This window comes from Shouchella patagoniensis (assembly GCF_002019705.1).
Lineage (GTDB): Bacteria > Bacillota > Bacilli > Bacillales > Bacillaceae_D > Shouchella > Shouchella patagoniensis.
Genome location: NZ_KV917377.1, coordinates 1,317,236 through 1,342,599 on the forward strand (window position 1 = coordinate 1,317,236; position 25,364 = coordinate 1,342,599).

Annotated in this window: 23 protein-coding genes and 1 other annotated feature; of the genes, 7 read left to right on the plus strand and 16 right to left on the minus strand. The window is 39.6% G+C overall.

All coding sequences use genetic code 11. The features are described 5' to 3' along the window. Positions 1-23: 23 nt before the first annotated feature. The 8 genes from BK584_RS07070 to ezrA form a co-directional block, all read right to left on the minus strand. A complete protein-coding gene (locus tag BK584_RS07070) occupies positions 24-689 on the minus strand; it encodes a DUF2953 domain-containing protein (RefSeq protein ID WP_078391948.1) in 666 nt (221 codons plus the stop codon). A 76-nt stretch (positions 690-765) separates the two neighbouring features. Further along, positions 766-1,308 (minus strand): RDD family protein, encoded by a 543-nt coding sequence (locus tag BK584_RS07075; RefSeq protein WP_078391949.1) that lies wholly within the window; start codon positions 1,306-1,308, stop codon positions 766-768. Positions 1,309-1,319: 11 nt separating this feature from the next. Further along, positions 1,320-2,297, minus strand: coding sequence for a signal peptide peptidase SppA (sppA, locus tag BK584_RS07080; RefSeq protein ID WP_078391950.1), 978 nt, complete (start codon positions 2,295-2,297; stop codon positions 1,320-1,322). A 27-nt stretch (positions 2,298-2,324) separates the two neighbouring features. After that, on the minus strand, positions 2,325-3,911 hold the full coding sequence (locus BK584_RS07085; RefSeq protein WP_078391951.1) for an amidohydrolase: 1,587 nt from the start codon (positions 3,909-3,911) through the stop codon (positions 2,325-2,327). 104 nt (positions 3,912-4,015) lie between these two features. After that, positions 4,016-4,213 (minus strand): alpha/beta-type small acid-soluble spore protein, encoded by a 198-nt coding sequence (locus BK584_RS07090; RefSeq protein ID WP_054706411.1) that lies wholly within the window; start codon positions 4,211-4,213, stop codon positions 4,016-4,018. A 75-nt stretch (positions 4,214-4,288) separates the two neighbouring features. Next, positions 4,289-5,494 carry a tRNA uracil 4-sulfurtransferase ThiI gene (gene thiI, locus BK584_RS07095; RefSeq protein ID WP_078391952.1) on the minus strand — a complete coding sequence of 402 codons (1,206 nt, stop codon included), beginning with the start codon at positions 5,492-5,494 and terminating at the stop codon, positions 4,289-4,291. Next, on the minus strand, positions 5,495-6,631 hold the full coding sequence (locus tag BK584_RS07100; protein ID WP_078391953.1) for a cysteine desulfurase family protein: 1,137 nt from the start codon (positions 6,629-6,631) through the stop codon (positions 5,495-5,497). A 123-nt stretch (positions 6,632-6,754) separates the two neighbouring features. After that, positions 6,755-8,452 (minus strand): septation ring formation regulator EzrA, encoded by a 1,698-nt coding sequence (gene ezrA / locus BK584_RS07105; protein WP_169871108.1) that lies wholly within the window; start codon positions 8,450-8,452, stop codon positions 6,755-6,757. Between the two features lie 180 nt (positions 8,453-8,632). Here ezrA and hisJ point away from each other — a divergent pair, with 180 nt between their 5' ends. Further along, positions 8,633-9,427: a histidinol-phosphatase HisJ gene (gene hisJ, locus BK584_RS07110; RefSeq protein ID WP_078395444.1), complete on the plus strand. Its 795-nt coding sequence runs from the start codon at positions 8,633-8,635 to the stop codon at positions 9,425-9,427. On the opposite strand, the gene refZ is transcribed toward hisJ, so the two are convergent. Continuing rightward, on the minus strand, positions 9,424-10,056 hold the full coding sequence (gene refZ / locus BK584_RS07115) for a forespore capture DNA-binding protein RefZ (RefSeq protein WP_078391955.1): 633 nt from the start codon (positions 10,054-10,056) through the stop codon (positions 9,424-9,426). The two genes, hisJ and refZ, sit on opposite strands and share 4 nt — an antisense overlap. A gap of 184 nt (positions 10,057-10,240) precedes the next feature. On the opposite strand from refZ, the gene BK584_RS07120 reads away from it, so the two are divergent. Together BK584_RS07120 and rpsD are read left to right on the plus strand one after the other, a co-directional pair. Then, the gene (locus BK584_RS07120; RefSeq protein WP_078391956.1) at positions 10,241-10,738 is read left to right on the plus strand and encodes a GAF domain-containing protein; all 498 of its coding nucleotides are present in this window, start codon (positions 10,241-10,243) and stop codon (positions 10,736-10,738) included. A 209-nt stretch (positions 10,739-10,947) separates the two neighbouring features. Next, complete coding sequence (rpsD, locus tag BK584_RS07125; RefSeq protein ID WP_078391957.1) at positions 10,948-11,550, plus strand: 30S ribosomal protein S4; 603 nt, start codon at positions 10,948-10,950, stop codon at positions 11,548-11,550. A 90-nt stretch (positions 11,551-11,640) separates the two neighbouring features. On the opposite strand, the gene tyrS is transcribed toward rpsD, so the two are convergent. Continuing rightward, positions 11,641-12,885, minus strand: coding sequence for a tyrosine--tRNA ligase (gene tyrS, locus BK584_RS07130; protein ID WP_078391958.1), 1,245 nt, complete (start codon positions 12,883-12,885; stop codon positions 11,641-11,643). A gap of 44 nt (positions 12,886-12,929) precedes the next feature. Continuing rightward, positions 12,930-13,131, minus strand: a binding site (T-box leader). A gap of 104 nt (positions 13,132-13,235) precedes the next feature. Between tyrS and BK584_RS07140 the strand changes: the two genes are divergently transcribed. Then, the gene (locus BK584_RS07140; protein WP_078391960.1) at positions 13,236-15,773 is read left to right on the plus strand and encodes a transglycosylase domain-containing protein; all 2,538 of its coding nucleotides are present in this window, start codon (positions 13,236-13,238) and stop codon (positions 15,771-15,773) included. 159 nt (positions 15,774-15,932) lie between these two features. Here the strand turns inward: BK584_RS07140 and acsA are convergent, their stop codons facing one another. Continuing rightward, positions 15,933-17,642, minus strand: coding sequence for an acetate--CoA ligase (gene acsA / locus BK584_RS07145; RefSeq protein ID WP_078391961.1), 1,710 nt, complete (start codon positions 17,640-17,642; stop codon positions 15,933-15,935). A gap of 186 nt (positions 17,643-17,828) precedes the next feature. Between acsA and BK584_RS07150 the strand changes: the two genes are divergently transcribed. The 3 genes from BK584_RS07150 to BK584_RS07160 are packed head-to-tail and all read left to right on the plus strand — an operon-like array spanning position 17,829 to position 20,337. Continuing rightward, complete coding sequence (locus BK584_RS07150) at positions 17,829-18,461, plus strand: GNAT family N-acetyltransferase (RefSeq protein ID WP_078391962.1); 633 nt, start codon at positions 17,829-17,831, stop codon at positions 18,459-18,461. Positions 18,462-18,514: 53 nt separating this feature from the next. Next, positions 18,515-19,165 (plus strand): acetoin utilization AcuB family protein, encoded by a 651-nt coding sequence (locus BK584_RS07155; RefSeq protein ID WP_078391963.1) that lies wholly within the window; start codon positions 18,515-18,517, stop codon positions 19,163-19,165. Continuing rightward, entirely contained in the window at positions 19,162-20,337 is a 1,176-nt protein-coding gene (locus BK584_RS07160; protein WP_078391964.1) for an acetoin utilization protein AcuC, read from the plus strand. The genes BK584_RS07155 and BK584_RS07160 overlap by 4 nt, the downstream gene beginning before the upstream one ends. A gap of 23 nt (positions 20,338-20,360) precedes the next feature. On the opposite strand, the gene ccpA is transcribed toward BK584_RS07160, so the two are convergent. From ccpA to murC, 5 genes are all read right to left on the minus strand, one after another. Continuing rightward, the gene (gene ccpA, locus BK584_RS07165; protein WP_078391965.1) at positions 20,361-21,359 is read right to left on the minus strand and encodes a catabolite control protein A; all 999 of its coding nucleotides are present in this window, start codon (positions 21,357-21,359) and stop codon (positions 20,361-20,363) included. Between the two features lie 291 nt (positions 21,360-21,650). After that, the gene (locus tag BK584_RS07170; RefSeq protein WP_078391966.1) at positions 21,651-22,742 is read right to left on the minus strand and encodes a bifunctional 3-deoxy-7-phosphoheptulonate synthase/chorismate mutase; all 1,092 of its coding nucleotides are present in this window, start codon (positions 22,740-22,742) and stop codon (positions 21,651-21,653) included. 160 nt (positions 22,743-22,902) lie between these two features. Beyond that, a complete protein-coding gene (locus tag BK584_RS07175) occupies positions 22,903-23,346 on the minus strand; it encodes a YtxH domain-containing protein (protein ID WP_078391967.1) in 444 nt (147 codons plus the stop codon). Position 23,347: 1 nt separating this feature from the next. Further along, positions 23,348-23,794, minus strand: a complete 447-nt coding sequence (locus BK584_RS07180; RefSeq protein ID WP_078391968.1) for a DUF948 domain-containing protein — start codon at positions 23,792-23,794, stop codon at positions 23,348-23,350. Between the two features lie 129 nt (positions 23,795-23,923). Continuing rightward, positions 23,924-25,231, minus strand: coding sequence for a UDP-N-acetylmuramate--L-alanine ligase (gene murC / locus BK584_RS07185; RefSeq protein WP_078391969.1), 1,308 nt, complete (start codon positions 25,229-25,231; stop codon positions 23,924-23,926). Between the last annotated feature and the right edge of the window lie 133 nt (positions 25,232-25,364).

The window sequence follows — 25,364 nt, forward strand, 5'->3', positions numbered from 1 at the left end:
GCCCCTTTTACAATCCAACCCTTTTATAGCGCTTGCGCGTTAGCAGTTTGGTTGGAATTCTTTTTCCTAGACCTGTAGCCAAGTGCAATCAACAGACCTGTATATATAACGTGCCCGAGGCGAAACGAAGCTATGCATGAAAAAGAAACAGCAAAGCCCATAGCTTGAAAATGAGGATGAACCGCAAGTTCGTTATGAGCTTGCCAATTGAGTCTGTGCGTGACCCACCCTAATAAAAACCCTTTTACTCCCCAAAGCATTCCTGCTAATTGCGCCGTTCGTGCAGCATCACCAGTGCCTAATTCAGTATGCCAAGTGAATGAAGTAACCGTTACTTTTCTCAAAAATGCTTCTGCTCTATGCTTAAACTTAGGAAAATGTCTTAACCATTCACGACTTTTTTGGATAAATTTTTTTATTGTTGAGAAAGACCACTTTTTCTTTTTTACTTGTTCTTTCCCTAAATTTCGTTCTTCTTCAGTAAAGGAAAAGGTTTGATTAGAAAGATTTAATTCCATGATCGGCGCTTTTAACTCAAAAACCTTCATCCCTAACACTCGTACATATACTTCCAATAAATCTTCTTTATGCTGTCTAGTATAGATGCAACTAATTTGAACTCTTATAGCTAAAATACAGACAGCAAGCGCAACGAACAAGGTCGTTCCATATAGTATCCAAAGATGCATAGCCTATGCCTCCTTTGCTCGTTACTATATGCAGAAATGCAAAAAATAACCAGCCGATCTCTCGGCTAGTTATTTTTTAACAATGTATGACATACGTATCAGCGAATAAATCGTGAATGCCTTGTTTTTTTGGTGTACATGCAACAACTATATATAAGATTAAGAAGAAGTTTCCAAACAAAGGAGTCTGATGCAAGAATCGACCAACACCTTCACGAAAAAAAATAGTTCCCCACGTTAAATGGTCTCCATCTTTTGACACGACTTTTAGACCAAAAATCATTTTCCCTAATGTTTGCCCAAAAAACTTCGTCATCAGAGAAAAGTAAATGAAAAACAAACAAGCATACAGAAGGGAAGGAACAAGGACCATGGTTGCTAAAAACGTAGTAAAGGTTCCATCTACTTGTACAAAAGGGAGCCAAGTTCCCACCAATGCTGCGTTTATACTGCTGATAATCAATAAATCAAATATAAATGCCCAAAACCTCATCCAAAAACCTGCATAACGGACTTCTTGTTGATTAATTTGCACGTGATCGTCTTCTACCGTTTGGACAGGCTGATTTCGTAAGTAACGCTTTGGTCTTACCGTTCTGACCGAAGGACGTGTATCCATCTTACTCCCCCTCACTCATAATCATACATATATAAAGCTCTTGGTTGATTAAATTCATGCAGCTTTTGTTCGGGTTCTTTATCTCCAAAAAGCTGATTTGCAGCGAGACCAAATAAACTTCCAAAACTTTCGAATTGACTCGTTGTAACGACTTGATAGTTCCGACCAAGATCAGTCTGCATGTCATCGATAACATCATCAAGACTACCTAAACTGTCAATTAAGCCTTCTTCTAGCGCTTGATTTCCTGTAAAAATTCGCCCATCACCTAATTCACGAACTCGAGCTTCATCCATGTCTCGCCCTTCTGCGATAATTGAAACGAATTCATCATAGTATTCATCGACGATGGACTGAATGATTTCATCTTCTTCTTCAAGTGGCTCACGAGTAGGCGACATCATATCTTTATAAGGTCCACTTTTATAAACATGTTCTTCAATTCCAAGATTATCAAGAAGATCAGTAATATTCATTGAACTCATAATAACACCAATAGAACCCGTTAACGTTTGTGGGTTTGCATAGATCTTCTCTGCAGGAGCCGCTAAATAATAGCCCCCAGATGCCGCCATTCCACCCATTGATATATAGACGGGCTTATCTTTAATCGTCTGCGCCTCGACAACTGCTCTGTGGATTTCTGCTGATTCAAGTACACCACCACCTGGAGTATCTACATGAATAATAATCCCTTCGACATCGGCACGATTCATCGCTTTGTGGAGATCATTTAAGAAAGTAGTGTGATTGTAACCGTTATTATCAAAAATACCTGGTTCTCCCGAATTAATAATTGGCCCATTTACTTCCAATAATGCAATTGTCCCACTTGTATCCCCTTGACGCACAATTTTTTCCTCACTCCCACCAAAAAAGGCTTCTGTTGTTGAAGAGTATGTATTAAATGCAAAAGAGACTGTCGTTATTAACGAAAATAATAAAACAAATAAACCAATCCCTAGTGCAACCCACCTTCTAGCTTTCATCTGTTTCGTGCCCCCTCCATATGAATATTAATTTCGCTCATAGACTATTTTGCCATCCACAACTGTCGCTATTACGTTCGCTGTTGCAATCTCTTCAACAGAGCAAGTAAGTAAATCTCGATCTACAATTGTCATATCGGCATCATACCCAGGTTTTAGCTGACCTCGGCTTTTCTCTTTACCGATCGCATATGCGCTTCCTTTTGTAAATAACGCAACTGCTTCAAATGGCGACAATTTCTCACTAGGTCCATAGCCCTCATGCGCTTCAGTCACATCACGTCTCGCTACTGCAGCATAAATTCCAAGCAATGGCTCAACAGGTTCAATTGGTGCATCTGAGCCGCCAGCACAGTTTATACCATTAGTGAACAAAGTTTTCCAAGCAAACGAGTACGCAAGCCTCTCAGTACCAAGGCGATTTTCTACCCATGGAAAATCAGACACCACAAAACGAGGTTGAATATCGACAATTAGCTTTAATCGTTTCATTCGCTCTATTAAATCAGGTCGTGCAACTTGCACATGGATTAATCGATCTCTCATCGCCTTTGTTGGACTAGCCTCAATTGCATTCAGTGCCATTTCTAGTGCGGCATCCCCTATAACATGAATTGCCACCCCTAAATGACGTTCTCTTGCTTGGCGTACAAGATCATTTAATTTTTCTTGTGTATGAATAACTAATCCAGTCGCCTGTGGATCATCCGAGTAAGGGGTACTTAACGCAGCTGTTCTCCCACCCAAAGCACCATCAGCAAAAATTTTTAATGTACCCAGCTCAATATAAGGATTAACTTTTAAATCATTTACAAATCCTGACTGGTCAAATGCAGTTATTTCCTCATGATGAATGAGCAAATGAGCCCGAAATGGATTATGTGGAATCGTCTCTTCATACACATTTATAGTCTCTGCCAGACCATTATAATAATGCAAATCCTCACTATGTCCGCCTGTTAATCCGTGCTGATGGCAGTCCTTGATAGCTGCCTCTAATGCACGTTTTACAACTTTTTTTGAAAGCTTAGGCATACATTCTTGTACTATAGTGACAGCTTGATCATGAAGAATTCCCGTCGGCTTTCCATTTTCGTCACGTTCAATTCTTCCACCGACTGGATCTTTTGTATGTTCATTAATTCCAGCTAAATCTAATGCGGTTTGATTGACAAATGCAGCATGACGACAAATTCTCATCACAAAAACCGGATGCTCTTCGCTTATTTGATTTAAATCTTCTAATGAAAGGGTTTCGAAATTTGGATCATTGTGTTCATTCCATCCAAGCGCTTCTATCCATTCACCTTGTATTGCTGTGTTTTCTGCTGCAAGTAAAATAAGCGCTTCTTCCTTTGAGTTCGTTCTCGATAAATCCAAACGCAACAGTTTTTCCCCATGGGCAATTAGATGCAAATGACTGTCCACAAACCCAGGGAATACAACAGCACCGTTTACATTACGTTTATGTATAGCCTTCTTCTCCCATTTTTTAAATAGATCCTTTTTTGTCCCAATATCAATAATCTTTCCATCTTCTTCATAAAGGGCAGACGCTTTGTCTCCTTCATAAGCCATCGAATAAAAAATGCCATTATACCATAATGTCCCCACCAAGATCCTCCTTTCACTTTAGCCCAGTATATCACCTAATTTGTTCTGATAAAAACAATTGAAAAGGAGCAGGGTTTCCCCTGCTCCTAGCCATTCATATAAAATTATTTTTGATAACCACCCATTTGTTGCTCAGCTTGAGCGACAAGACGTTTCGTAATTTCGCCACCAACAGATCCGTTAGCGCGTGAAGTAGAATCTGGTCCTAGGTTAACCCCGAATTCAGAAGCGATTTCGTATTTCATTTGATCAAGAGCTTGTTGAACGCCAGGTACAACTAAGTTGTTTGAGCTGTTTGCCATGTGTCTCACCTCCTTCGGTACTTATAGAATGTACGAAAAAGAAAAGATCATGCATGCAATTTAACTGGAAATTTTTTAAAATAAATTCTCTAGCTCTGAATTAAAACTATCGGAGGATATTTGAACCGTTTCAACAGCGGCAACTGCCTCTGCGCATTTTGATTCAATCTCTACATATTGTTCAAATTTATTAGCCTTTTCCCGTTTAGGTTTTGTTTTCGAATCTGTTGGTAAAAATATCGTGCAACAGTCTTCATAAGGAAGAATTGAAATTTCATATGTCCCGATCTCTTTTGCATAACGAATCGTTTCTTCTTTATCAATAGCAAGTAAGGGACGTAAAACCGGTATGTTCGTAACCTCATTTATAGTATTCATACTCTCAAGTGTTTGCGAAGCTACTTGTCCTAGACTTTCACCATTCGATATAGCAAGGATCTTTCTATTCTCTGCGATTTGTCCTGCTATTCGCAACATCATCCGCCTCATAATCGTCATTTCAAGGTTTGATGGTACTTCTTTATGAATATGCGTTTGAATATCCGTAAAAGGAACAAGATGAACCTTAATTGAGCGTCCATATTTGGATAGTTCTTTTGTTAAATCAAGTACTTTTTGTCTCGCACGTTCATTCGTATACGGTGGGCTATGAAAGTGCAACATTTCAATTTCTGTCCCTCTGTTCATCATCATATGAGCAGCAACTGGCGAATCAATTCCACCTGAAAGCATATGAAGAACTCTTCCACTTGTCCCAACAGGCAAGCCTTTAGCGCCTTTATATGCACCAGCTGTAATATACGTACCGGATTCTCTTACATCTATCACAATCTCCGTGTCAGGATGATGAACATTGACTCCTATTTCGCCATCAAGTGATCTTAGAATAAATCCTCCAACTAATTGATTAAGTTCCTGAGAACCAATTGGGAATTGCTTGTACGCTCTTCTAGCTGAAACCTTAAACGTTTTTGAACCCTTATTATGTTCGGTTAATAAATATAATGCTCCTTGTTGTATAACATCTAAATCACTTTCAACCCGCACTGCTAAACTGTAGGATTGAATACCAGATACCCTTGCTAATGCTTCAATAATGGGAACGTAGTCAGTATCATGAAGTTCTACAACAATTCTTCCAAAAGTTCGCTTCGCCTTTACTCCTTCAAATGGTTTTAAGACGTAACGAATATTCGCTAGTAACACTTTTTCAAAATGGCTTCTATTTTTTCCTTTTAAAGCAAGTTCGCCGTAACGAACAAGAATATGGTCCATCTTCATCTATTTCATTACCTCCTGTAACTTCGGTATGATTGAGTGCAATGTTTCTATACAAAGATCTATTTCTTCCTTCTTCGTTTCAAAAGATAAGCTAATGCGAATTGAACTTCTAGCTCTGTCTTCATTTAATCCACAACCAAGTAAGATACGACTAGGCTTACCCGTTTTCGTTGAACATGCAGACTGAGTAGAAACATATATCTTTTCATACCCCAATGCTTGAACAAGCACTTCTGCCTTCACACCTGGGATTGATAAATTAAGAATATGAGGAGCCGTACCTTCTTTAGGCGTATTAATTCGTACTCCCTTTATTTGTTCAAGCTCACTACGCAAATGCCTCGTCAATTGTTTAAGACGTTTTTGTTCGTATACAGCTTTTTGGGCTGATTTGCTAATTGCCTTTGCAAAACAAGCAATTCCAGCTGTATTTTCCGTGCCAGGACGCAGCATTTGTTCTTGACTGCCCCCTTTTGTCATACTTTCTAATGTTTTTGGGTTTTTAGAAAAGAGCAAGCCGGTCCCTTTTGTACCGTGAACTTTGTGTGCAGACAATGTCATTAAATCAATACCTGCTTCTATTATCGAAAAAGGTACCTTCAACAAACTTTGAACAGCATCGACATGAAATTTAATTTGTGGATACGATTGCAAAGCTTTCCCAATCTCTTCAATCGGTTGAATCGTTCCTAACTCTCCTTGAACATGACCAATACTGACAAGGACCGTACTTGGTTGAATTGCTTCCTTCACTTGATCCACTGTAACACGACCAAACTGATCAGCTTGAAGATACGTCACATCGTAACCACTTTGTTCCAATGCTTGTAAGTTTTCGTATACAGAAGCATGTTCAACCGTTGTTGTAATTATATGAGCATACGAATGACGCTTCACCGTGCCGTAAAGCGCCAACGCGTTAGCTTCAGTTCCACCAGAAGTGAAAACAAGTTGGTTACTTGAACATTCAAGAAACGCGGCCATTTTTTTCCTAGCTTGATTTAAGATCTTTTCCGCTTCCATTCCAAGCGTATGCAAGGAAGATGGATTGCCAAAATATTCATTTGACAACTTCGTGTATAATGCCAACACTTCTGGATATGGTCGTGTTGTTGCACTATTATCAAGATAAATCATTGTTATGGTTGTACTCCTTTTTCATAATTACATCAAAATTTATAAGACTTACCTCGGATATCTTAGCATATCCTCTTGTTCGTTTACATAAAAAAGCGCAGTTTCCGGGAAACTGCGCTTTTTTTAAGCACTCATATGCTTTGTAACTTTGTTAAGCAAATCCGGTTCATATTCCCTTACTGCTGCTTGGACTAGCTCAATTGCATATTCGTATTCATAACGCAAAAAGGCTTCTTCCGCTTCGTCTAACGCAGTTCTAACAGAGTCATCTTGCATTCGATAGCGGTTGCTGTATTGAATCGATAATTCAGCCAACCGAGCTTTTTTTACAATTTCATTTATTTCTTCCGTATTTTTCTCTACTTCTAGAATCGCTTCTTCAACAAGCTTTTCGACAGATTCCATTTCAAGCGGTAATTGCCTAAGGCCTTCTTGAGCTTCCACTACCTTATTTTCAGCTTTAGCGAGAGACTCTAAGTGAGAAACTGGAACACCTGGAAGATTGCTTTTATGCAAAACCCGCTTTGTTTCAAGCATCACTTCGCGCAAACGACTCACTGTTGCTTTTGCCTTTAATTCATCTTTTCGCAACCGCTTTAATCGATTCACACTTTCAGCAATTCCATTCGTTAATTGATCCATATACTTTAACCACTCTTCACACATCTCAAATATTGAAGAAAACGTCTGATTTTGGTTTTCAGTAACATCGACAATAACATTTAATTGATTCTGCACTTGAGTCAGATCTTTTTGCAAAGCATGTTGCAAATGAGTTTCTTCTTCAGCGATTAAGTAGCTTTTTTGTACATGCATCGTTTCATGCAACAACTGCTGCATCATTTCACTAGCCTTACCTACTTTTTCTTTTAAAACAGGTAATTGTTCATGTAATTTGTTCTTATAGGTTACTTCAGCTTCTAAGTTCTCGTAAATTTGCTCTATTCCTGTATGAACGGCTTCCAAATTAACAGCAGCTTCGTCTACTTGAAGTTCTTTCAATAATTCATACGAACGATCTACATCCTCATTAAACTGCTCAATCCGGGTTCCAAATGAAAAAGATGTCAAGTGGTAGCCATCCTCTTCCATTTGCTTGATGCCCATTTGCAAGTTATTTAAATCACTTGGGAGCGTTGACTTTGCCTGGATTAACAATTGAGGCAAACGTTCCATTTTTGTATTTACTTCTTCTAATTCGTTCGACATTTCCAGAAGTTGCTTTCTCGCTTGTAAATAACTTCCATTTTCTGTTGATTCTTCAAAGGAAACGAGCGTTCGTTTAACTTTAGCCATTACTGTATCCAAAGCTTGGATTGCTTCTCCAAAAGAACCTCTACGTTTTAAAAGGTCGCTTGACAGTTTATGATAAGTCTGTTTAATATCTGTTATTTCGGCACGATTCTTTTTCTCTGCAGACACCAAATGTTCAATGTCTTCAACCATCATATCAAGCTGTTGTTCAACAGTAACCATTCGGTTTTCAACCCAAGTTAACTGATCTTTAGCTTTACGAATGCGATATTTTCCTGCAAACTCTTCAACCTCTAGCAGCTGCTCTTCAATGCTAGGCAAAATGGTTTCAATAATCTCATCCCAATCTTTGCGCCAAGCTTCAAACTTCTGTTCTGTTTCCCCAGCCATACGCAGTTTTTTCACTTTGGAAATCTCATCCGATATATTTCGGTTTAATATGTTCATTTTCCGCTCATCTAGTTCATCAACTGCTTTATGTAAGTGCCGCCTAATAAAGATACTAGCAACTGTTCCTATTGTAATTAACACCAATAGAATAATTATGATTGTCACAAATATATCCACATGAAACTCCTCTCTGCCGCTGCTTGTCCCAATTCATTTGTCGTTATCTACGATCTCACACTTTATCCCTATTCTAATACGTAATATAATACCATGAAAGCGACAATTTGTGTGGAGATTCCACAGATAGCCTTTCGACAAATTCCTGTAAAAGACAAAATTAAAGATGGAGTGGAACATATGTTGCAACAACAAGACAGTCACATTCATTCACCATACTGCCCCCATGGTTCAGCAGATACTTGGGCAACTTACTGTGAAGCAGCAATTAAATTAGGACTAAAAACCATTACATTTACAGAACACGCCCCATTGCCTGCAAATTTCATTGATCCTACTCCGCAATCAGATAGCGCCATGAAATTCCATGACCTTGCTTTTTACCTTTCTGATATCGCCCAAATAAAAAAAGAATATGCCTCAGCTTTGGACATACACGCTGGTTTAGAGGTAGATTTTATCTCTGGTTACGAACAAGAAATAACCTCTCTCTTAAATGAGATAGGTCCGTCGCTCGATGACAGCATTTTATCTGTCCACTTTTTAAACATACATGGTGAATGGTATTGTATGGATTATAGTTCTGCTGTTTTTGAAGGTATGGCTCATTCTCTTGGAAGTGTTGATGCCGTATATGCGCTTTATTTTCAAACGCTTCTTCAATCGGTTCACGCAAATTTAGGTCAATATAAACCAAACAGAATAGGGCATATGACATTATGCCGTAAGTTTCAAAAAAAGATTGCCGCTTCTAATGACTTTACAAATGAAATAACAGCAGTATTGGAAGCGATAAAAGAAAGAGGCTTTGAACTCGACTATAATGGCGCGGGTCTTTTAAAGCCTGATTGTGGCGAAACGTATCCCCCTTTAAAAGTGGCAGAAAAAGCTAAAAAAATGGGCATCCCGCTTATTTACGGTTCCGATGCTCACTCTGCTACTGGTTTGATGGCAGGTGCCAAAGAAATCATTTAACTTAGAACTCGCATCACGACTCTACGTTCTGGCATTTGTAACACTTGAGCAATCCAAGAATTGGCGTGACGAACATACCGTTCAATAAATTGTTTATCTGCTGGAGTAAGCATAAACAGCTCCCTCAAGTATTGTGGGGATGAAAAAGGTAATGTCATCATATTGCGTAACTGCAAAACAACTAAATCAACAGGAATTCCCTTTACCTTGTTTTGTTCCATACACCGCGAGACAAGTTGTTCCAGCAAATACTGTTCTTTTCGTAGATAAGTGCTCATGACTTCCCGTACAAGTGTCGAGTCAAGAGTCATCTCCCGATGTGCCATCCGCGCAAGCCAATGACACGATTGCTGGTAGTGAAGTACGCGCTTAATCATTGTTGATAATACGACTGTTGCTTCCGTTTGCTTTTGCTTTAAAGCCTGCTCAATCGTGTCAACATATCCTTCAAAAAAATCTGTGACAAGCGTTTCAAATAACGCTTGTTTCCCACCAAAATAATAGGAAATTAACGCAGGATTCACATCCGCTTCTTTTGCAATATCACGTACAGACGTTCCGTGATAACTATTCGCATAAAACAAAGTAGTCGCAGCTTCTTTTATAGATGCTTTTGTATGTTCGCTCATTAGGTCTCCTCCATTCTACATTTTAAATTGACGTGCGAAGTTTTTGCATTATAGTATATGTATTCGATTTATTTTCCTACTACTCCTGTCTACAAAACAGTAGATTATTAATTACTTTTAGACAAAAAGCGCAGATCTAGCGCAGATTTCACCCGAGTTTTGCCAAACGAAAGGAGAACGTGTCATGTTCACAACAAATCAATATCCAGCAGATGAAGAAAAAGCATATGAATTGTTAATTAAGCAAGCGACTGCATTACTAGAAGATGAGCCTGACTCTTTAGCAAACTTTGCAAATACGAGCGCCCTCCTCGGCCAGTTTCTTAAAGATATCAACTGGGTTGGATTTTATTTCATGAAAGACGGTGGATTAGTTCTTGGTCCTTTTCAAGGGTTGCCCGCCTGCACCCGCATCTCTATTGGTAAAGGTGTCTGCGGGACAGCAGTAGCTGAAAATAAAACAATGCTTGTTGCCGACGTTCATGAATTTCCTGGTCATATTGCTTGCGATGCAGCGTCCAATTCAGAAATAGTCATACCTATTCGCCATAATGGTGAAGTGGTAGCTGTTCTTGATATTGACAGTCCTCTTAAAAACAGGTTTGCTACTGTTGACCAATTGTACCTTGAAAAACTTATCAAAACGATCGAACCCTATCTCGTTAGTAAGGTTGACAATTAAACCACAATTCGTTATGATTATTCGGTGTGAGTGACAGCCCTTGGCAAACTGTCTTCTGTTCATTTCATTCCTCAGCGGCTGATTATGAGGTGTATCGCGTAACTTCTAGCTGTCGAAGCGATGGTACATGAAAATGGAATGACTTTATTCAGAGATTGCCTGACAGGTTGTTATTTTGCAACATCAAAATAACAAGGAGGAGACTAACTATGTCTCGTTACACAGGTCCATCTTGGAAACTGTCTCGTCGTCTTGGTGTTTCACTAAGCGGCACTGGTAAAGAACTTGCGAAGCGTCCTTACGCTCCAGGTCAGCACGGCCCGAACCAACGTAAAAAACTATCTGAATATGCGCTTCAGCTTCAAGAGAAGCAAAAACTTCGTCACATGTACGGAGTGAACGAGCGTCAATTCGTTCGCATTTTTAATGATGCTGGTAAAATGTCTGGTATTCATGGTGAAAACTTCATGATTCTTCTTGAATCACGTCTTGATAACCTTGTTTACCGTCTTGGTCTTGCTCGCACTCGTCGTGCAGCTCGCCAACTTGTAAACCACGGTCATATTCTTGTTGACGGTTCTCGAGTTGACATCCCATCTTACCGTGTAAAACCTGGTCAAACAATCAGCTTACGTGAGCGTTCACGTAACCTAACTGCGATAAAAGAATCACTTGATGTGAACGACTTTACGCCAGGATATGTAACATTTGACGAAGAAAAACTTGAAGGAACGTACACTCGTTTCCCAGAGCGTTCTGAGCTTCCTGCTGAAATCACAGAAGCACTTATCGTTGAGTGGTATTCTCGTTAATAACGAGCGAACCCCGAGCCAAATTGGCTGGGGTTTTTTACGGTTAAAACGAAAATTAAGCAGTTCCAACTGACTGGAACTGCTTGTTTATTAATTGACTTTCAACTTCGTAAATTTCCGCTTCCCTACTTGTATAATCATTTCATCCTCAATTGTCACAACCGTCTGGATATCGTCTTGTTTCTGTTCATTTACTTTCACTCCACCTCCTTGGATCATGCGTCGTGCTTCACCTTTTGATGATTGCATGTTCAACTCAACAAGTAAATCAATTAATGAAACTTCTTTTGCTCCGGTCCAAACAATTTCAGGCATGTCATCCGGAAGTGCTCTTTTTTGAAATACAGTCTCAAAATAGCGTTGTGCCTCTTGCGCAGCTTCTTCACCATGATACATTTCAACAAATTTGCGCCCTAGTTTCATTTTCGCGTCACGAGGATGAATGCTTCCATTAGCTAAACCTTGCTCTAGTGATGCAATTTCATCCATTGGTAAGTCTGTTGCAAGCTTGAAGTATTTCCCCATCAATTCGTCTGGGATCGACATTGATTTCCCAAAAATCTCATTTGGTGCTTCATCAATACCGATATAGTTGTTAAGTGACTTCGACATTTTACGAACACCATCAAGCCCTTCAATCAGCGGCAGCGTTAACATCACTTGCTTCTCTTTTCCATAAGCGTCTTGAAGTTGACGGCCCATTAATAAGTTAAACGTCTGGTCCGTACCTCCAACTTCAATATCTGTTTCCATTGCGACTGAGTCATATCCTTGCATAAGAGGATAGAAAAACTCATGAACCGAGATTGGTTGGCCACTTTTGTAACGTTTGCTAAAATCTTCTCGCTCAAGCATACGTGCTACCGTCATTTGACCAGCTAATTTGAGCACTTCATCAAACTTAAGTTCTCCTAACCAATGAGAGTTGTAAAGAACCTCTGTTTTATCCATATTAAGTACTTTGCCATACTGTTCTACGTAAGTCTGCGCATTTTGCTTAACTTGTTCATCCGTCAGCACTTTGCGTGTTTCCGACTTTCCAGTAGGGTCTCCTACTTTGCCAGTAAAATCACCGATTAACAATTGAATATGATGCCCATACTCTTGAAACTGACGTAGCTTTTGTAATACAACTGTATGACCGATATGAACATCTGGCGCAGATGGGTCCATTCCGAGCTTAATATTTAGCGGCTTGCCTGTTCGTACACTTTTCTCAATTTTTTTACGAAAAGCCTCTTCTGGCACCACTTCTACAACCCCACGCATTAGTGCCTCTACTTGTTCATCTACCAACTTTAGCTGTTCTGTCGTCAACTCGATTTCCTTTGTCATCTGTCTTCCTCCTCTATAAATAAACACAAAAAAAGCCCCTCCCTAAAAGGGACGAACTGTAGTCGCGGTACCACCCTCGTTGAAGGCTTGTGCCTCCCACTCGATTGATAACGGATTCCCGTCTTTGCTCTGCAAAGAATAGCTCCCAGCTGTAATTCTGCATCATACCCTGTACTAACTTGCACCATCCGTTAGCTCTCTAAAATCAGATTGTATTTGCATACTCCGGCTCTTCAACGCTATTAATTTTCAATTAGATTTAGTTTTATCATAAGCAATGAACGATGTCAATAGAACATGTATGCCCGTATAGCTATTTATGATATACTTTCTACATTAGGGGGGAAAACATGAAACACTTTCTTTCAAGATGTAAAGACGGATGGAACCGCTTTGTAGAGAAGCTATCCGAAATTGAGTTCTTCCGCAAAATTGGCATCACATACCAAGTATTATGGAACTTGTTGCTTATCACTTTAATCATAGGATTATTATCAGCTATGTTTGCCGGAGGGGCAGCCGCAGGGTATTTCGCTTCCCTTGTTGCTGACGAACCATCTTATTCTGAAGAAGACATGCGAACGCAAGTCAGTTCACTCACTGAAACAAGTGAAATTTATATGGCAAACGATGTTTTTTTAGGGAAAATAAGAAGTGATGTTGAACGAGAAATCGTTCGTCTTGACGAAATTGCCGACAATGTTAAATGGGCAATTATTGCTACCGAAGATGAACACTTCTACGAGCATGAAGGAATTGTTCCCAAAGCACTGCTACGCGCAACAATGCAAGAACTTTCAAATGCTTCCATGCAAACAGGAGGAAGTACATTAACACAACAACTGATTAAACAACAAATCTTATCAAATGAAGTCTCATTCGATCGCAAAGCCACCGAAATAATGCTTGCGATGCGTTTAGAACAATTTATGTCAAAAGATGAGATTCTCGAAGCATACTTAAATGTAGTCCCTTTTGGTCGAAATGCATCTGGGCGTAACGTTGAAGGAATTGAAGCTGCAGCTAACGGAATCTTTGGCGTTACTGCTGAAGAATTAAACCTACCACAATCAGCTTATTTGGCTGGGATGCCCCAAAGTCCATATGGTTATACCCCTTTTACATCCGAAGCACAAGTGAAAGATGAAGACGGGCTTCGTCCCGGTCTTAACCGATACAGAACGGTTTTAAACCGTATGCTTGAGAAAGGGTATATTACAAAAGAAGAACATGAAGAGGCGTTATCTTATGATTTAACCGCTGATTTTGCAGAAAATGCGCCCGACCCAATGAGTAAAAATCCAATGCTCACTTCAGAAATTAATAAACGAGCAACAGCCGTCCTTGTGCAACAGAAAATTGATGCACACGAAGGTTGGGACCAACTAAGTACAACTGCACAGGAAATTGAACGAACAGAATTTCTCGAACAAGTGGAAAACGCAATTACAAATGGTGGCTATAAAATTACAACAACGATTGATAAAGAATTATACGATGCGATGAATGAAGCAGCACAAAATTCCGATTCCTTTTTTGGTGCGGAAAAACAAGGTCAACGTGAGCAAGTTGGCTCGGTTTTAATTGATAACAACACAGGCGCCATTTTAAGTTTTGTTGGTGGCCGGGAAGAAGATTTAGATCATCAATACAATCATGCAACCCAAGCTTATCGTCAAGCTGGGTCAACAATGAAACCGGTTCTTGCATACGGTGGAGCGATTGAGGCGGGTGTTACTCAACCTGGCCTTGTAATTCCAGATACGCCGGAAAATTACAAAGCACCTCCCTATGAGCCTGTTAACAACTTTGATCAATCGCATAAAGGCAACTTAACAGTCCGTGAATCCGTTATCCAGTCACGAAACGTTCCAGCGGTTCGCGCTTGGTGGCATGTGCCTGACTCACTTAAAGAACAGATTCGAGATGCAGCTGGATTTGGCGCAGGATCAAACCGAGTACCCCTCTATGAATCTGCAGCAATTGGTGGTGGCCACGTAACCGTTGAACAAATGGTTAGCGCCTTTTCAGCATTTGGTCATGACGGAGTTCGTAATGAACCGTATATGATTGAAAAAATTGAAACGTACTCTGGTGAAGTCGTATACGAACATCAACAAAAAGAATATACACTTTTTAGTCCCCAAACAAATTATCTCGTCACTGATATGATGCGGGACGTACTTTATGCAAGCAATGGTACTGCAAGCGGTGTTCCAAGAAAGTTAAACTTTAGTGCAGATTGGGCAGGTAAAACGGGGACAACTAATGACTCATTTGATTCTTGGTTTATCGCCACAAACCCCGATGTCTCTCTTGGGGTATGGAATGGGTATAGCGGCGAAAAGTTGATTAGCCTAGATGATAGAATTAGTGGTATGTCAACCGGGGCTCGCACACAAAGCATCTGGGCGAACGTCGCCAACGCGGCATATTCAGTTAACCCTGACTTAATGACGGCAAACGGCAAACGGTTTGAACGACCAAGCGGCATAACAGAAAAACGAGTATGTGGTCTGACTGGTGGTTCATCTAATAAAGTTTGTGATGATGAAGGTCTGGTAACAACGGATTTATACGCATCTGACATGCTTTCTAGGATCGATGGACTTTCCCCGTTCCAATCAGAATTAAAAAGAGACATGCAGCGATTGATTAACGAACAAAGAGAAAAAGAGCGTGAAGAACGACGTCCGCAAGAGGATGATGAAGACGAAGAGGAATCTGCTGACGACGAAGAGCAACCCAATGAAGAAGTGAACTCCAATTCAGAGGGAGAAGAAACAGAAGAAGAAGAACAAGAACCCGATGATGAGGAAGAAGAACTAGAAGACGAAGAGGACGCTGAAGTAGACGAAAACGAAGATGAAGAGGACGAGGAAAATTAAAGCAAATTAAGCAAAATAGAACGAGTGTCCAATAGTGGGCATTCGTTCTTTTGTATTTTTCTACATGTGCATAACGTATTTTGTTAAAAAAAGAGAAATCATCAGGATAGCCAAAGACGCCTGATGATTTCCATATTTTTATTGAGAAGAAAGCTTCTATTAATCTTCCATTGTTGAAAGATCACCAGTCGGTAAATCTAACTCCCATGCTTTTAAAACTCGACGCATAATTTTACCGCTACGCGTTTTCGGAAGGGAAGAACGGAATTCCATTTCTCTTGGTGCTGCATGTGCAGCTAAGCCTGTTTTAACAAAATGACGAATTTCTTCTTTTAAATCATCCGAGACTTCATAACCTTCTCTTAGCGCAATAAACGCTTTAATAATTTCCCCACGCACTGGGTCTGGCTTTCCAATTACACCCGCTTCAGCAACTGCTGGGTGTTCAACTAGTTTACTTTCAACTTCAAATGGTCCAACACGCTCACCAGCTGTCATAATTACATCGTCAATTCGACCCTGGAACCAAAAATAACCATCTTCATCCATATAAGCCGAATCACCGGAAATATACCAACCAGCAATTTCAAAATAGCTATTATACTTTTCTTCATTATTCCATACAGCACGCATCATCGATGGCCATCCTTGTTTGATAGCCAAGTTTCCCATGCGATTTGGTGGAAGCTCATTGCCTTTATCATCAACGATTGCTGCATACACACCTGGGATTGGCTTTCCCATCGAACCAGGGCGAATATCCATCGCTGGGTAATTACAAATCATTTGTCCACCTGTTTCAGTCATCCACCATGTATCATGGATGCGCTTATCAAATACTTTTACACCCCAACGAACCACCTCTGGATTAAGCGGTTCTCCTACACTTAATATGTGACGTAAGGATGACAAGTCATATTGCTTCACAACTTCATCTCCGGCACTCATTAACATACGAAACGCTGTTGGCGCACTATACCAAACTGTAACTTTATAGCGCTGAATTGTTTCATACCAATCTGTTGGTGAGAACCGTCCACCACGTACCACATTTGTTACACCAGCAAGCCAAGGACCAAAAATACCATAAGAAGTTCCTGTTACCCAACCTGGATCTGCTGTACACCAGTAAATGTCGTCATCTTTAAGATCAAGCACAATTTTTGCCGTGTGGTAATGTTGTACCATTGCTTCATGCACATGAAGAACACCTTTTGGCTTTCCAGTTGAACCCGATGTATAGTGGAGAATGAGGCCGTCTTCTTTATCAACCCACTCCACCTCAAATTCGGATGATGCTTGTTCTAAGCGTTTATTTAATTGCAAATAATGGCCATTGTCCTCATAATTTTCATCCGCAACAAGGACTGTTTCCAAGTTCGGCAAATCATCAAATGGAACTCGTTCAAGTAATGTAGGCGTTGTAACAAGAACTCTTGCCCCACTATCTTCGAGTCGATCTCTTACAGCACCCTCCATAAAGGCTTCAAATAGAGGTCCTACAATTGCTCCTAGTTTTATTGCACCGAGAAGTGCAAAGTAAAGTTCCGGCGAACGAGGCATAAAGATAAAGACTCGATCTCCTTTTTTGACTCCAGCTTCTCTCAAGACATTCGCTGCTTTATTTGAATGTTGCTTCATTTCCATAAAAGTATAACTCTCATCACGTTGTGCGTCGCTATAGTAGAGCGCGATCTGTCCAGCTTTTCCGTTTTCTGCATGATAATCAATGGCTTCGTAAGCTAGATTTAACTTTCCTGTTTTAGACCATGAAAAATCTCTTTTCACTAATTCCCAATCAAATTGTTGTACTGCATCTTCATAGTTTGGTAAATTATGATTTCCTTTTATTGCAGGAAGCGCTTTCATAATAGCTTCACACCTCTCCCTCTCTAATTTAGTTCATTATATACAATGAACATCATTATTTCAAATAATAAATCTCTGCATCTTCTCTTTATTTTTACTAATTTGTCAAAACAGATGTTGATCTCTTCTTGTTTTTACAATGACACTGTATAATGAATAAGAACATTGTCAAATTGAGGTGAAGCTATGGAGCATCCAAAACGTTTTTTTCGTGAACCATTTCGCTATTCGAATACTGAGCTTTACCTAGAAGGGCCTCTAAAATACAGTGAGTTACAAGCGTATGCCTTTCATTCCGACCTAACATCATTTCGTCCTGCAAACCAACAAAAAAAAGCATTATTAGAAATCTCTGAACTGCCAGAAGGGCGCATCAATGTTATTCGTCATGAAGATATGATCGTTGGCTATGTTACCTTTGTTTACCCAGACCCACTGGAACGTTGGTCAGAAGGTAAAATGGAGGATCTTATTGAGCTTGGCGCAATAGAAATTGCACCAGAGTACCGGGCAAAAGGATTAGGAAAAGAGTTGCTCCGGCTCTCCATGAAAGATGAAGCAATGGAAAATTATATTATTATTACTACTGAATATTATTGGCATTGGGACCTTAAAGGAAGCGGACTTGATGTCTGGGAATATCGAAAAGTAATGGAGAAAATGATGAATGCTGGAGGATTAACTTGGTTTGCTACAGACGACCCAGAGATTAGTTCACATCCTGCTAATTGTTTAATGGCACGTATCGGCAAAAATGTTAACCAATCCTCCATCGAAGCATTCGATCAACTTCGATTTGTGAACCGATTTATGTATTAACATTAGAAAGGAGGGCGTGTTCTGTTCACAATACTTGTAACAGAACAATAACAATGAACTTAAAAAAAATTATGCACACGGAAGTATACACATTAAAACAAACACAATCAGTTAAAGAAGCAATCCATTTAATGGAAAATAAGTTAATTCGACACATTCCGATAATCAACAGCGCCAATCATGTCATAGGCATTGTCTCTGATCGGGACATTCGAGACATACGCCCTTCTACTCTATCAACTGACTATGATGAGAACCTTTTTCTGAAACCGATTTCAATCATTATGAGTACACCTGTTTTAACTGGACACGAAGATGATGATGTACAAGAATCAGCACGACTGTTTTATCAAAACAGAATAGGTTGTCTCCCAATCATTAAAGATGGAAAGTTAACTGGCATCATTACTGAATCTGACATGCTTTATAGCATGACTAAACTCCTCGGTGCAGATCGTCCTAGTTCAGTCATTGAAGTATGCGTTAAAAATAAAACCGGAATGTTAGCTGATGTATCAGCTATTTTTAAGAAGAATCAAGTTAATATCGTTAGTGCAGTCGCTTATTTAAGTGAGAAACAAGGCCATCATATGCTGTCATTTCGAGTGCAAACAATTGACCCTAGACGTGTTATTCACGCTTTGCAAGATGAAGGGTATGATGTTTATGGGCCGTCCTTGCACGCTCAAGGTGGAGCGTTATGACTGGAAAAGCGGCATTAATTTATGGTGCAGATGGTCCCCAATACAAATTTCATGACTCTCACCCCTTCCACCCACTGCGGCTTGAACTAACACATACCTTGTTAGAGGATATCGGTGCCCTGACTGGCTTTGATACGATTCATCCTCAAATCGCTACAGATGCGATGTTAGAACTTGTTCATGATCCCAATTTTATTAAAGCTGTTAAGCTTGGAAGCAGCGGAAAATTAACTGAAGGTCTCGCACAAGCACATGGTCTTGATACAGAAGATACGCCCGTTTTTCCTCACATGCATGAAGCTGCGGCTTATTTAGTTGGAGGTACACTTGCAGCTTGTGATGCTGTCTTAAAAGACGGCTATGATCACGCTTTCCATTTAGGAGGTGGCTTGCATCACGGGTTCCGGGGAAGAGCTTCGGGTTTTTGCGTATACAATGATTCGTCTATTGCGATTGAATATATGAGACGTACGTATGGTGCAAAAATTTTATATGTAGATACTGACGCACACCATGGTGACGGGGTTCAATGGAGCTTTTATGAAGATCCAGATATTTGTACATTAAGCATTCACGAAACCGGGCGTTACCTATTTCCTGGCACTGGACACGTAACTGAAAAAGGGGCGGGCAAAGGGTATGGATTTTCGATTAATATCCCCCTCGATGCTTTCACAGAAGATGAATCTTTCCTTTCTGCCTATGAAAATTCATTCCGTGAAATAGCTGATTTTTTCCGACCTGATATTATCTTGACCCAAAATGGTGTTGATGCCCATTATTATGATCCACTTTCTCATTTACACGTATCCACAGCAGCTTACAAGGCGATTCCTAAACTTGCGCATGAATTAGCTCATCAATATTGTGATGGCAGATGGGTAGCGGTTGGCGGTGGAGGCTATGATAAATGGCGCGTTGTTCCCCGTGCTTGGTCCTACATATGGCTTGCGATGACAGAACAGTTGGACTTAGGAGATGGTGCATTGCCAAAAAGCTGGCTAGAGCGATGGTCAGCAAAAGCTCAAGAAACTTTACCCACTGAATGGAATGACCCTGTATTCCCTACGGTACCAAGAAAAGCAGAAATTACATCTAAAAACAAACTCACTGTGGAAAAAGCACTCTCACATATTCGTACGGAAATGAAACAAGAGCAACGACGGGAATAAACCCTTTCGTTGCTCTACTTTTTTTATTTCGTTGATCCTCTATTTTCAATTCGGTGAGGAAGTGTTACAGTTTGTTCTGCGACCTCTTCTTTGTTCATCAATTTCGTTAATAGGCGCATAGAGACTGCACCAATATCATACAACGGCTGAACAACAGTAGTTAATGTCGGACGAACCATCGTCGCTAAACGTGTATTATCAAAACCAACAATTTCAAAATCGTCTGGAACTGAGTATCCTCTATCTTGAACACCGTGAATGACACCAAGAGCCATTTCATCATTAGAAGCGAAAATTGCTGTTGGTTTGTCTTCTAATGCTGTAAATGAATCCATCGCTTCCATTCCAGAATCATATGTGTAATCTCCAATGACTACAAGATTTTCGTCGAATTCAAGACCATTTTTCTCTAGCGCTTGGCGGTAACCAGCAAATTTCTGATAGCCATTGATAGGATCTTCCAGTGAACCACTCAACATACCGATGCGTTTATGACCTTGATCAATTAAAAATTGAATTGCATCTTCAGCAGCTTGAGTATATTCAATATTTACAGATGGGAACGAGTTCTCATTATCTAACGTTGCCGCTAATACAATCGGTACAGGCGAGCGTTTAAACTGCTCCGCGTGCTCCTCCGTAATTTCTCCACCCATATAAACAATACCGTCCACTTGTTTTTCAAGCAACGTATTAATCAGGTGGATTTCTTTTTCTTTGTTTTGGTCGGAGTTACAAAGAATAATATTGTACTTATACATGGTCGCAATATCCTCAATTCCTCGCGCAAGTTCCGCAAAGAAAATACTTGAGATATCAGGGATAATAACACCTACAGTTGTTGTACGCTTACTAGCAAGACCTCTTGCTACAGCGTTCGGTCTATATCCAAGCCGATCAATTGCTTCCATTACTTTCTTTCTTGTAGTTGGTTTTACATTCGGATTACCATTTACAACTCTCGATACAGTCGCCATTGAAACGCCTGCTTCTCTTGCTACATCATAAATTGTTGTATTCATTAATAATCGCTGCTGTTGCTTTACAAAGCAAAGCAGCTACCTCCTCACTCGATCTATGTGTTATCAATGTGTACCATTATTTGTATAGAGATCTGTTTTTCATAAGAATAATCTCTATCATCATACGATACACATGACTTTCATGCAATGAAAACGAATCAGGTTTCATACATTTTCATAAATGAAAAACAGTTTTCTTAATAAGATTTATAACAGCCTGCCTTAATAATGTGCCCGCTTTCAATTCTTTTTAAACGAGAAAAAGTGACTCCATTGCAGGAGTCACTTTTTTTATGATTGTTTAACTGTTGATTTGTATAAACCCGATTCAATTAGAGCATCTAAAAACTCGTTAAATTCTTTTAAATTCATTTGTTGAGCTGAATCAGATAATGCAACAGCTGGATCAGGATGCACTTCCGCCATTACTGCATCTGCTCCAATTGCAAGCGCAGCTTTCGCTGTAGGAAGTAGCAAATCACGACGTCCAGTAGAGTGAGTCACATCCACCATAACTGGCAAATGCGTTTCCTGTTTTAAAATCGGTACAGCTGAAATATCAAGTGTGTTACGCGTTGCCTTCTCGTAAGTTCGGATACCACGCTCACACAACATTAATTGATCATTTCCTTTTGAAACAACATACTCAGCAGCGTGGATAAATTCTTCAATGGTAGCAGCAAGGCCACGCTTCAGAAGAACAGGTTTTTTAACTGAACCAGCTGCCTTTAGCAGTTCAAAGTTTTGCATGTTTCGAGCGCCAATTTGAATGACGTCAACGTATTCAACAGCTACTTCAATATCATTTGGGGAAACAATCTCACTGATGACTGACATATCCAGCTCATCTGCTACCCGCTTTAATATTTGTAGACCTTCTAAACCCAACCCTTGGAAATCATAAGGCGATGTACGAGGTTTAAAAGCACCTCCACGTAGAATTGTTTGACCACGTTTTTTCATTTCTTTAGCAACAGTTAGGACCTGCTCATAGCTTTCAACTGCACAAGGACCAAATACAAACTTTTGTGTTCCATCTCCGATGACTTCTCCTTTTAGAGAAATCGTCGTATTATCAGGATGTTTTTTTCTTGATACAAGCAATGCTTTACTATTATCTTCTTCTTGTAATTCTAGGCTTGCTTTAAATATTTGTTTAAATAAATGCTGTAAGGTCCCCGTTTCGAAAGGCCCTTCATTATGTGCAGCAATGTGGTCAAGCATATTACGCTCCCGAACCGGATCAAATCGAGTGATCCCTTGTTCTCTTTTTAATGAGCCAATATCTTTCACAAGTCTAGCTCGCTCATTTATTTGCTCTAATAGGGACAAATTGACTTTATCCAGTTGCTCTCTTAATGTATCCAGCTGTTCATTACTCATTTCCTCTCCACACCTTTCTATCTACTCTGAAAATCAACTTTTGTTTATTATAGCTGAGCTGAAACGAAATGTCACGAAGAAATCTTTAATGCATGAACGCTTTTATGCACTAAAGATTTAATTTAACAAAAAAGCAGTGGGTAATCCACCGCTTTTTTAGTTATTTTTTCGCAGCTGCTTTTGCTTTCTTTTCAGCATCTTCAACTTCACTTTTTACTGTCTCCGCAATGTTTTTACCTGAATCTTGCGCATCTTCTTTTAATTCTTTCGCAAGACTTTGAGCCTCGTTCACTTGGTCTTCCGCTTCTTTTTTTGCAGTTGCGCTTAAATCTTTCACTTTATCAACAACTTGTTGTGATTGATCAGAAACATTTTTTGCAAGTGTTGTTGATTTATCTTTCGCAATATCAACCCACTCGTTTCCTTTTTCGTAAACGTCATTTGTTAATTGTGCCGTTTTTTCTTTTGCTAAATGTGCTTGGTCGCTAATATCACTACGTAATTCTTTACCTGATTTTGGAGCTAGAAACAATGCAGTTGTTGCACCTACAATCCCACCAATTAATGTTCCAATTAAAAAATCTTTTGTATTCATATCACCCATGTTAAATCTCCTCCTCCGTTGATTTACGATCTAATTGTTGTTTACGCTGTTTAAACTTTGTATAGAAATCCAAAACAGCCTGACCCCATTGTACCGCTTGGGAGACTGTTTCAGCATTTCGACTAGTTTGTTCACTCACTTTCGTTGATACTTGACGAACGGAGTGATTAAAGACTTTTACCGAATCACCAAGCTCTTTTGCAGATTCAAAGACTACATTAATTGAATCTGACTTACGTTGAATGTCATCTGCGAGTGCATTGGTTTTCTTAAGCAATAACTCCGATTCTTCTGTGATCCCCTGAAGTTGTTTCTCAAGTGCTTTCGCAGTTGATGAAGTTCGCTCCAGTGTTTTTGACATTAATTTTAGTGTTTTTATTAAGAAAACGACTAAGACAACAAATGCAATCGCTGCAATCAATGCACTTATGTACAACAATACTTCCACTTATCATACCCCCTCTTTCTTAATTTACCCAAGTGTACAATTCTAAAACCATAAATTCAAATAAGGGTATAGCCTCACACATTCGACATACCGATAGAAAGTCCTTCTCTTCAATAAAAAAAAGCAGCATTAGCTACTTTTTTTTATTTCAAGTTCATAGGATTGTTGGAACTTTTGAATATCTCCAGCACCCATAAATAAAAGTACAGCATCTTGATGATTCTTCAATTGACTAATTTCATCTTCCTGCAACAATTTTGATCCATCTACAAGGGTTTGAAGTTGTTCAATCGTTAAAGAACCTCTTTCTTCACGAGCTGAACCGAATATATCACATAAATAAACATAATCAGCTTGACTCAGAGCATTCGCAAACTCTTGCAAAAACGTTTTTGTTCTTGTAAATGTATGTGGTTGAAAGATCGCCACTACTTCACGTTCTTTGTATTTCTTTTTTGTTGCTTCAATCGTTGCTGCAATTTCCGTAGGATGATGAGCGTAATCATCAATCAAAATTTGTGTTCCTGACTTTTTCTCACTAAATCTGCGCTTAACCCCCGCAAAAGTCTTTAAGTGTTCTGCTACTTTTTCATAGCTAATTCCTTCGTAATGGCAAAGCGCAATAACAGAAAGAGCATTTCTTACATTATGATCTCCGTAACCTGGGATAAGAAATTCACCATACAAGTCCCCACGAACAAACACAGTAAATGACGTTCCATCATCCCCACTTTGAATCGCTTTTGCTTGAAAATCATTATCTTCACCAAGTCCGTAAAAAACAATTGGAACATTTGCTTGTAGCTTCTGTAAATATTCATCGTCGCCACATGCAATAATTGCTTTATTTACTTGTTTTGCCATTGATTGAAACGCACTAACCACATCATCCACACTTTTAAAGTAATCTGGATGATCAAAATCGATATTGGTCATCACACAGTAATCAGGTGAATAGTTAAGGAAATGGCGACGATACTCACATGCTTCAAATACAAAATAAGAGGAATCCTGTGTTCCTTTTCCCGTACCATCACCAATTAAATATGAAGTTGGGCAAATAGAACCTAACACATGAGACAGAAGTCCAGTTGTTGACGTTTTTCCATGCGAACCGGTTACTGCAACACTTGTAAATCGTGAAATAAACTCTCCTAAAAACTGTGGATATACATCTACTTTTAATCCAAGTTCGCGAGCGCGTTTAATTTCTTCGTGAGTTTCACCATAAGCGGCCGACATAATTACGTGCTGACCTTCTTTAATATTCCCTGCAGCAAAAGGAAGCAAAGGAATGTGTTTTTGTTCTAATGGTTTTTGCGTAAAAATCGTTTCTTCAATATCCGAACCTTGTACGTCCTCATTTAAATCATCTAAGATCTGAGCTAATGCGCTCATCCCGGAGCCTTTAATGCCAGTAAAATGGTACGTTGTCAATGTGAAGCCTCCAATCATTAAAACCTAGGTGTTTTTTTCTAGGTGTAGACCGAACCGCATGAACTCCATTGATTATCAGTAGTATATGCCGAGACCAGAAAACGGTCCGACAATTCTGTCTAAAAGCCTGCTC

Bases quoted from the DNA above. Each gene is read 5' to 3' on its own strand.
- BK584_RS07100 (WP_078391953.1), bottom strand. From the start codon at position 6,631: ATGATTTATCTTGATAATAGTGCAACAACACGACCATATCCAGAAGTG.
- sppA (WP_078391950.1), bottom strand. From the start codon at position 2,297: ATGAAAGCTAGAAGGTGGGTTGCACTAGGGATTGGTTTATTTGTTTTA.
- BK584_RS07120 (WP_078391956.1), top strand. From the start codon at position 10,241: ATGTTCACAACAAATCAATATCCAGCAGATGAAGAAAAAGCATATGAA.
- ccpA (WP_078391965.1), bottom strand. From the start codon at position 21,359: ATGAATACAACAATTTATGATGTAGCAAGAGAAGCAGGCGTTTCAATG.
- BK584_RS07070 (WP_078391948.1), bottom strand. From the start codon at position 689: ATGCATCTTTGGATACTATATGGAACGACCTTGTTCGTTGCGCTTGCT.
- BK584_RS07175 (WP_078391967.1), bottom strand. From the start codon at position 23,346: ATGGGTGATATGAATACAAAAGATTTTTTAATTGGAACATTAATTGGT.
- thiI (WP_078391952.1), bottom strand. From the start codon at position 5,494: ATGAAGATGGACCATATTCTTGTTCGTTACGGCGAACTTGCTTTAAAA.
- rpsD (WP_078391957.1), top strand. From the start codon at position 10,948: ATGTCTCGTTACACAGGTCCATCTTGGAAACTGTCTCGTCGTCTTGGT.
- refZ (WP_078391955.1), bottom strand. From the start codon at position 10,056: ATGAGCGAACATACAAAAGCATCTATAAAAGAAGCTGCGACTACTTTG.
- BK584_RS07160 (WP_078391964.1), top strand. From the start codon at position 19,162: ATGACTGGAAAAGCGGCATTAATTTATGGTGCAGATGGTCCCCAATAC.
- BK584_RS07075 (WP_078391949.1), bottom strand. From the start codon at position 1,308: ATGGATACACGTCCTTCGGTCAGAACGGTAAGACCAAAGCGTTACTTA.
- tyrS (WP_078391958.1), bottom strand. From the start codon at position 12,885: ATGACAAAGGAAATCGAGTTGACGACAGAACAGCTAAAGTTGGTAGAT.
- hisJ (WP_078395444.1), top strand. From the start codon at position 8,633: ATGTTGCAACAACAAGACAGTCACATTCATTCACCATACTGCCCCCAT.
- BK584_RS07140 (WP_078391960.1), top strand. From the start codon at position 13,236: ATGAAACACTTTCTTTCAAGATGTAAAGACGGATGGAACCGCTTTGTA.
- BK584_RS07155 (WP_078391963.1), top strand. From the start codon at position 18,515: ATGAACTTAAAAAAAATTATGCACACGGAAGTATACACATTAAAACAA.
- BK584_RS07170 (WP_078391966.1), bottom strand. From the start codon at position 22,742: ATGAGTAATGAACAGCTGGATACATTAAGAGAGCAACTGGATAAAGTC.
- BK584_RS07150 (WP_078391962.1), top strand. From the start codon at position 17,829: ATGGAGCATCCAAAACGTTTTTTTCGTGAACCATTTCGCTATTCGAAT.
- acsA (WP_078391961.1), bottom strand. From the start codon at position 17,642: ATGAAAGCGCTTCCTGCAATAAAAGGAAATCATAATTTACCAAACTAT.
- BK584_RS07090 (WP_054706411.1), bottom strand. From the start codon at position 4,213: ATGGCAAACAGCTCAAACAACTTAGTTGTACCTGGCGTTCAACAAGCT.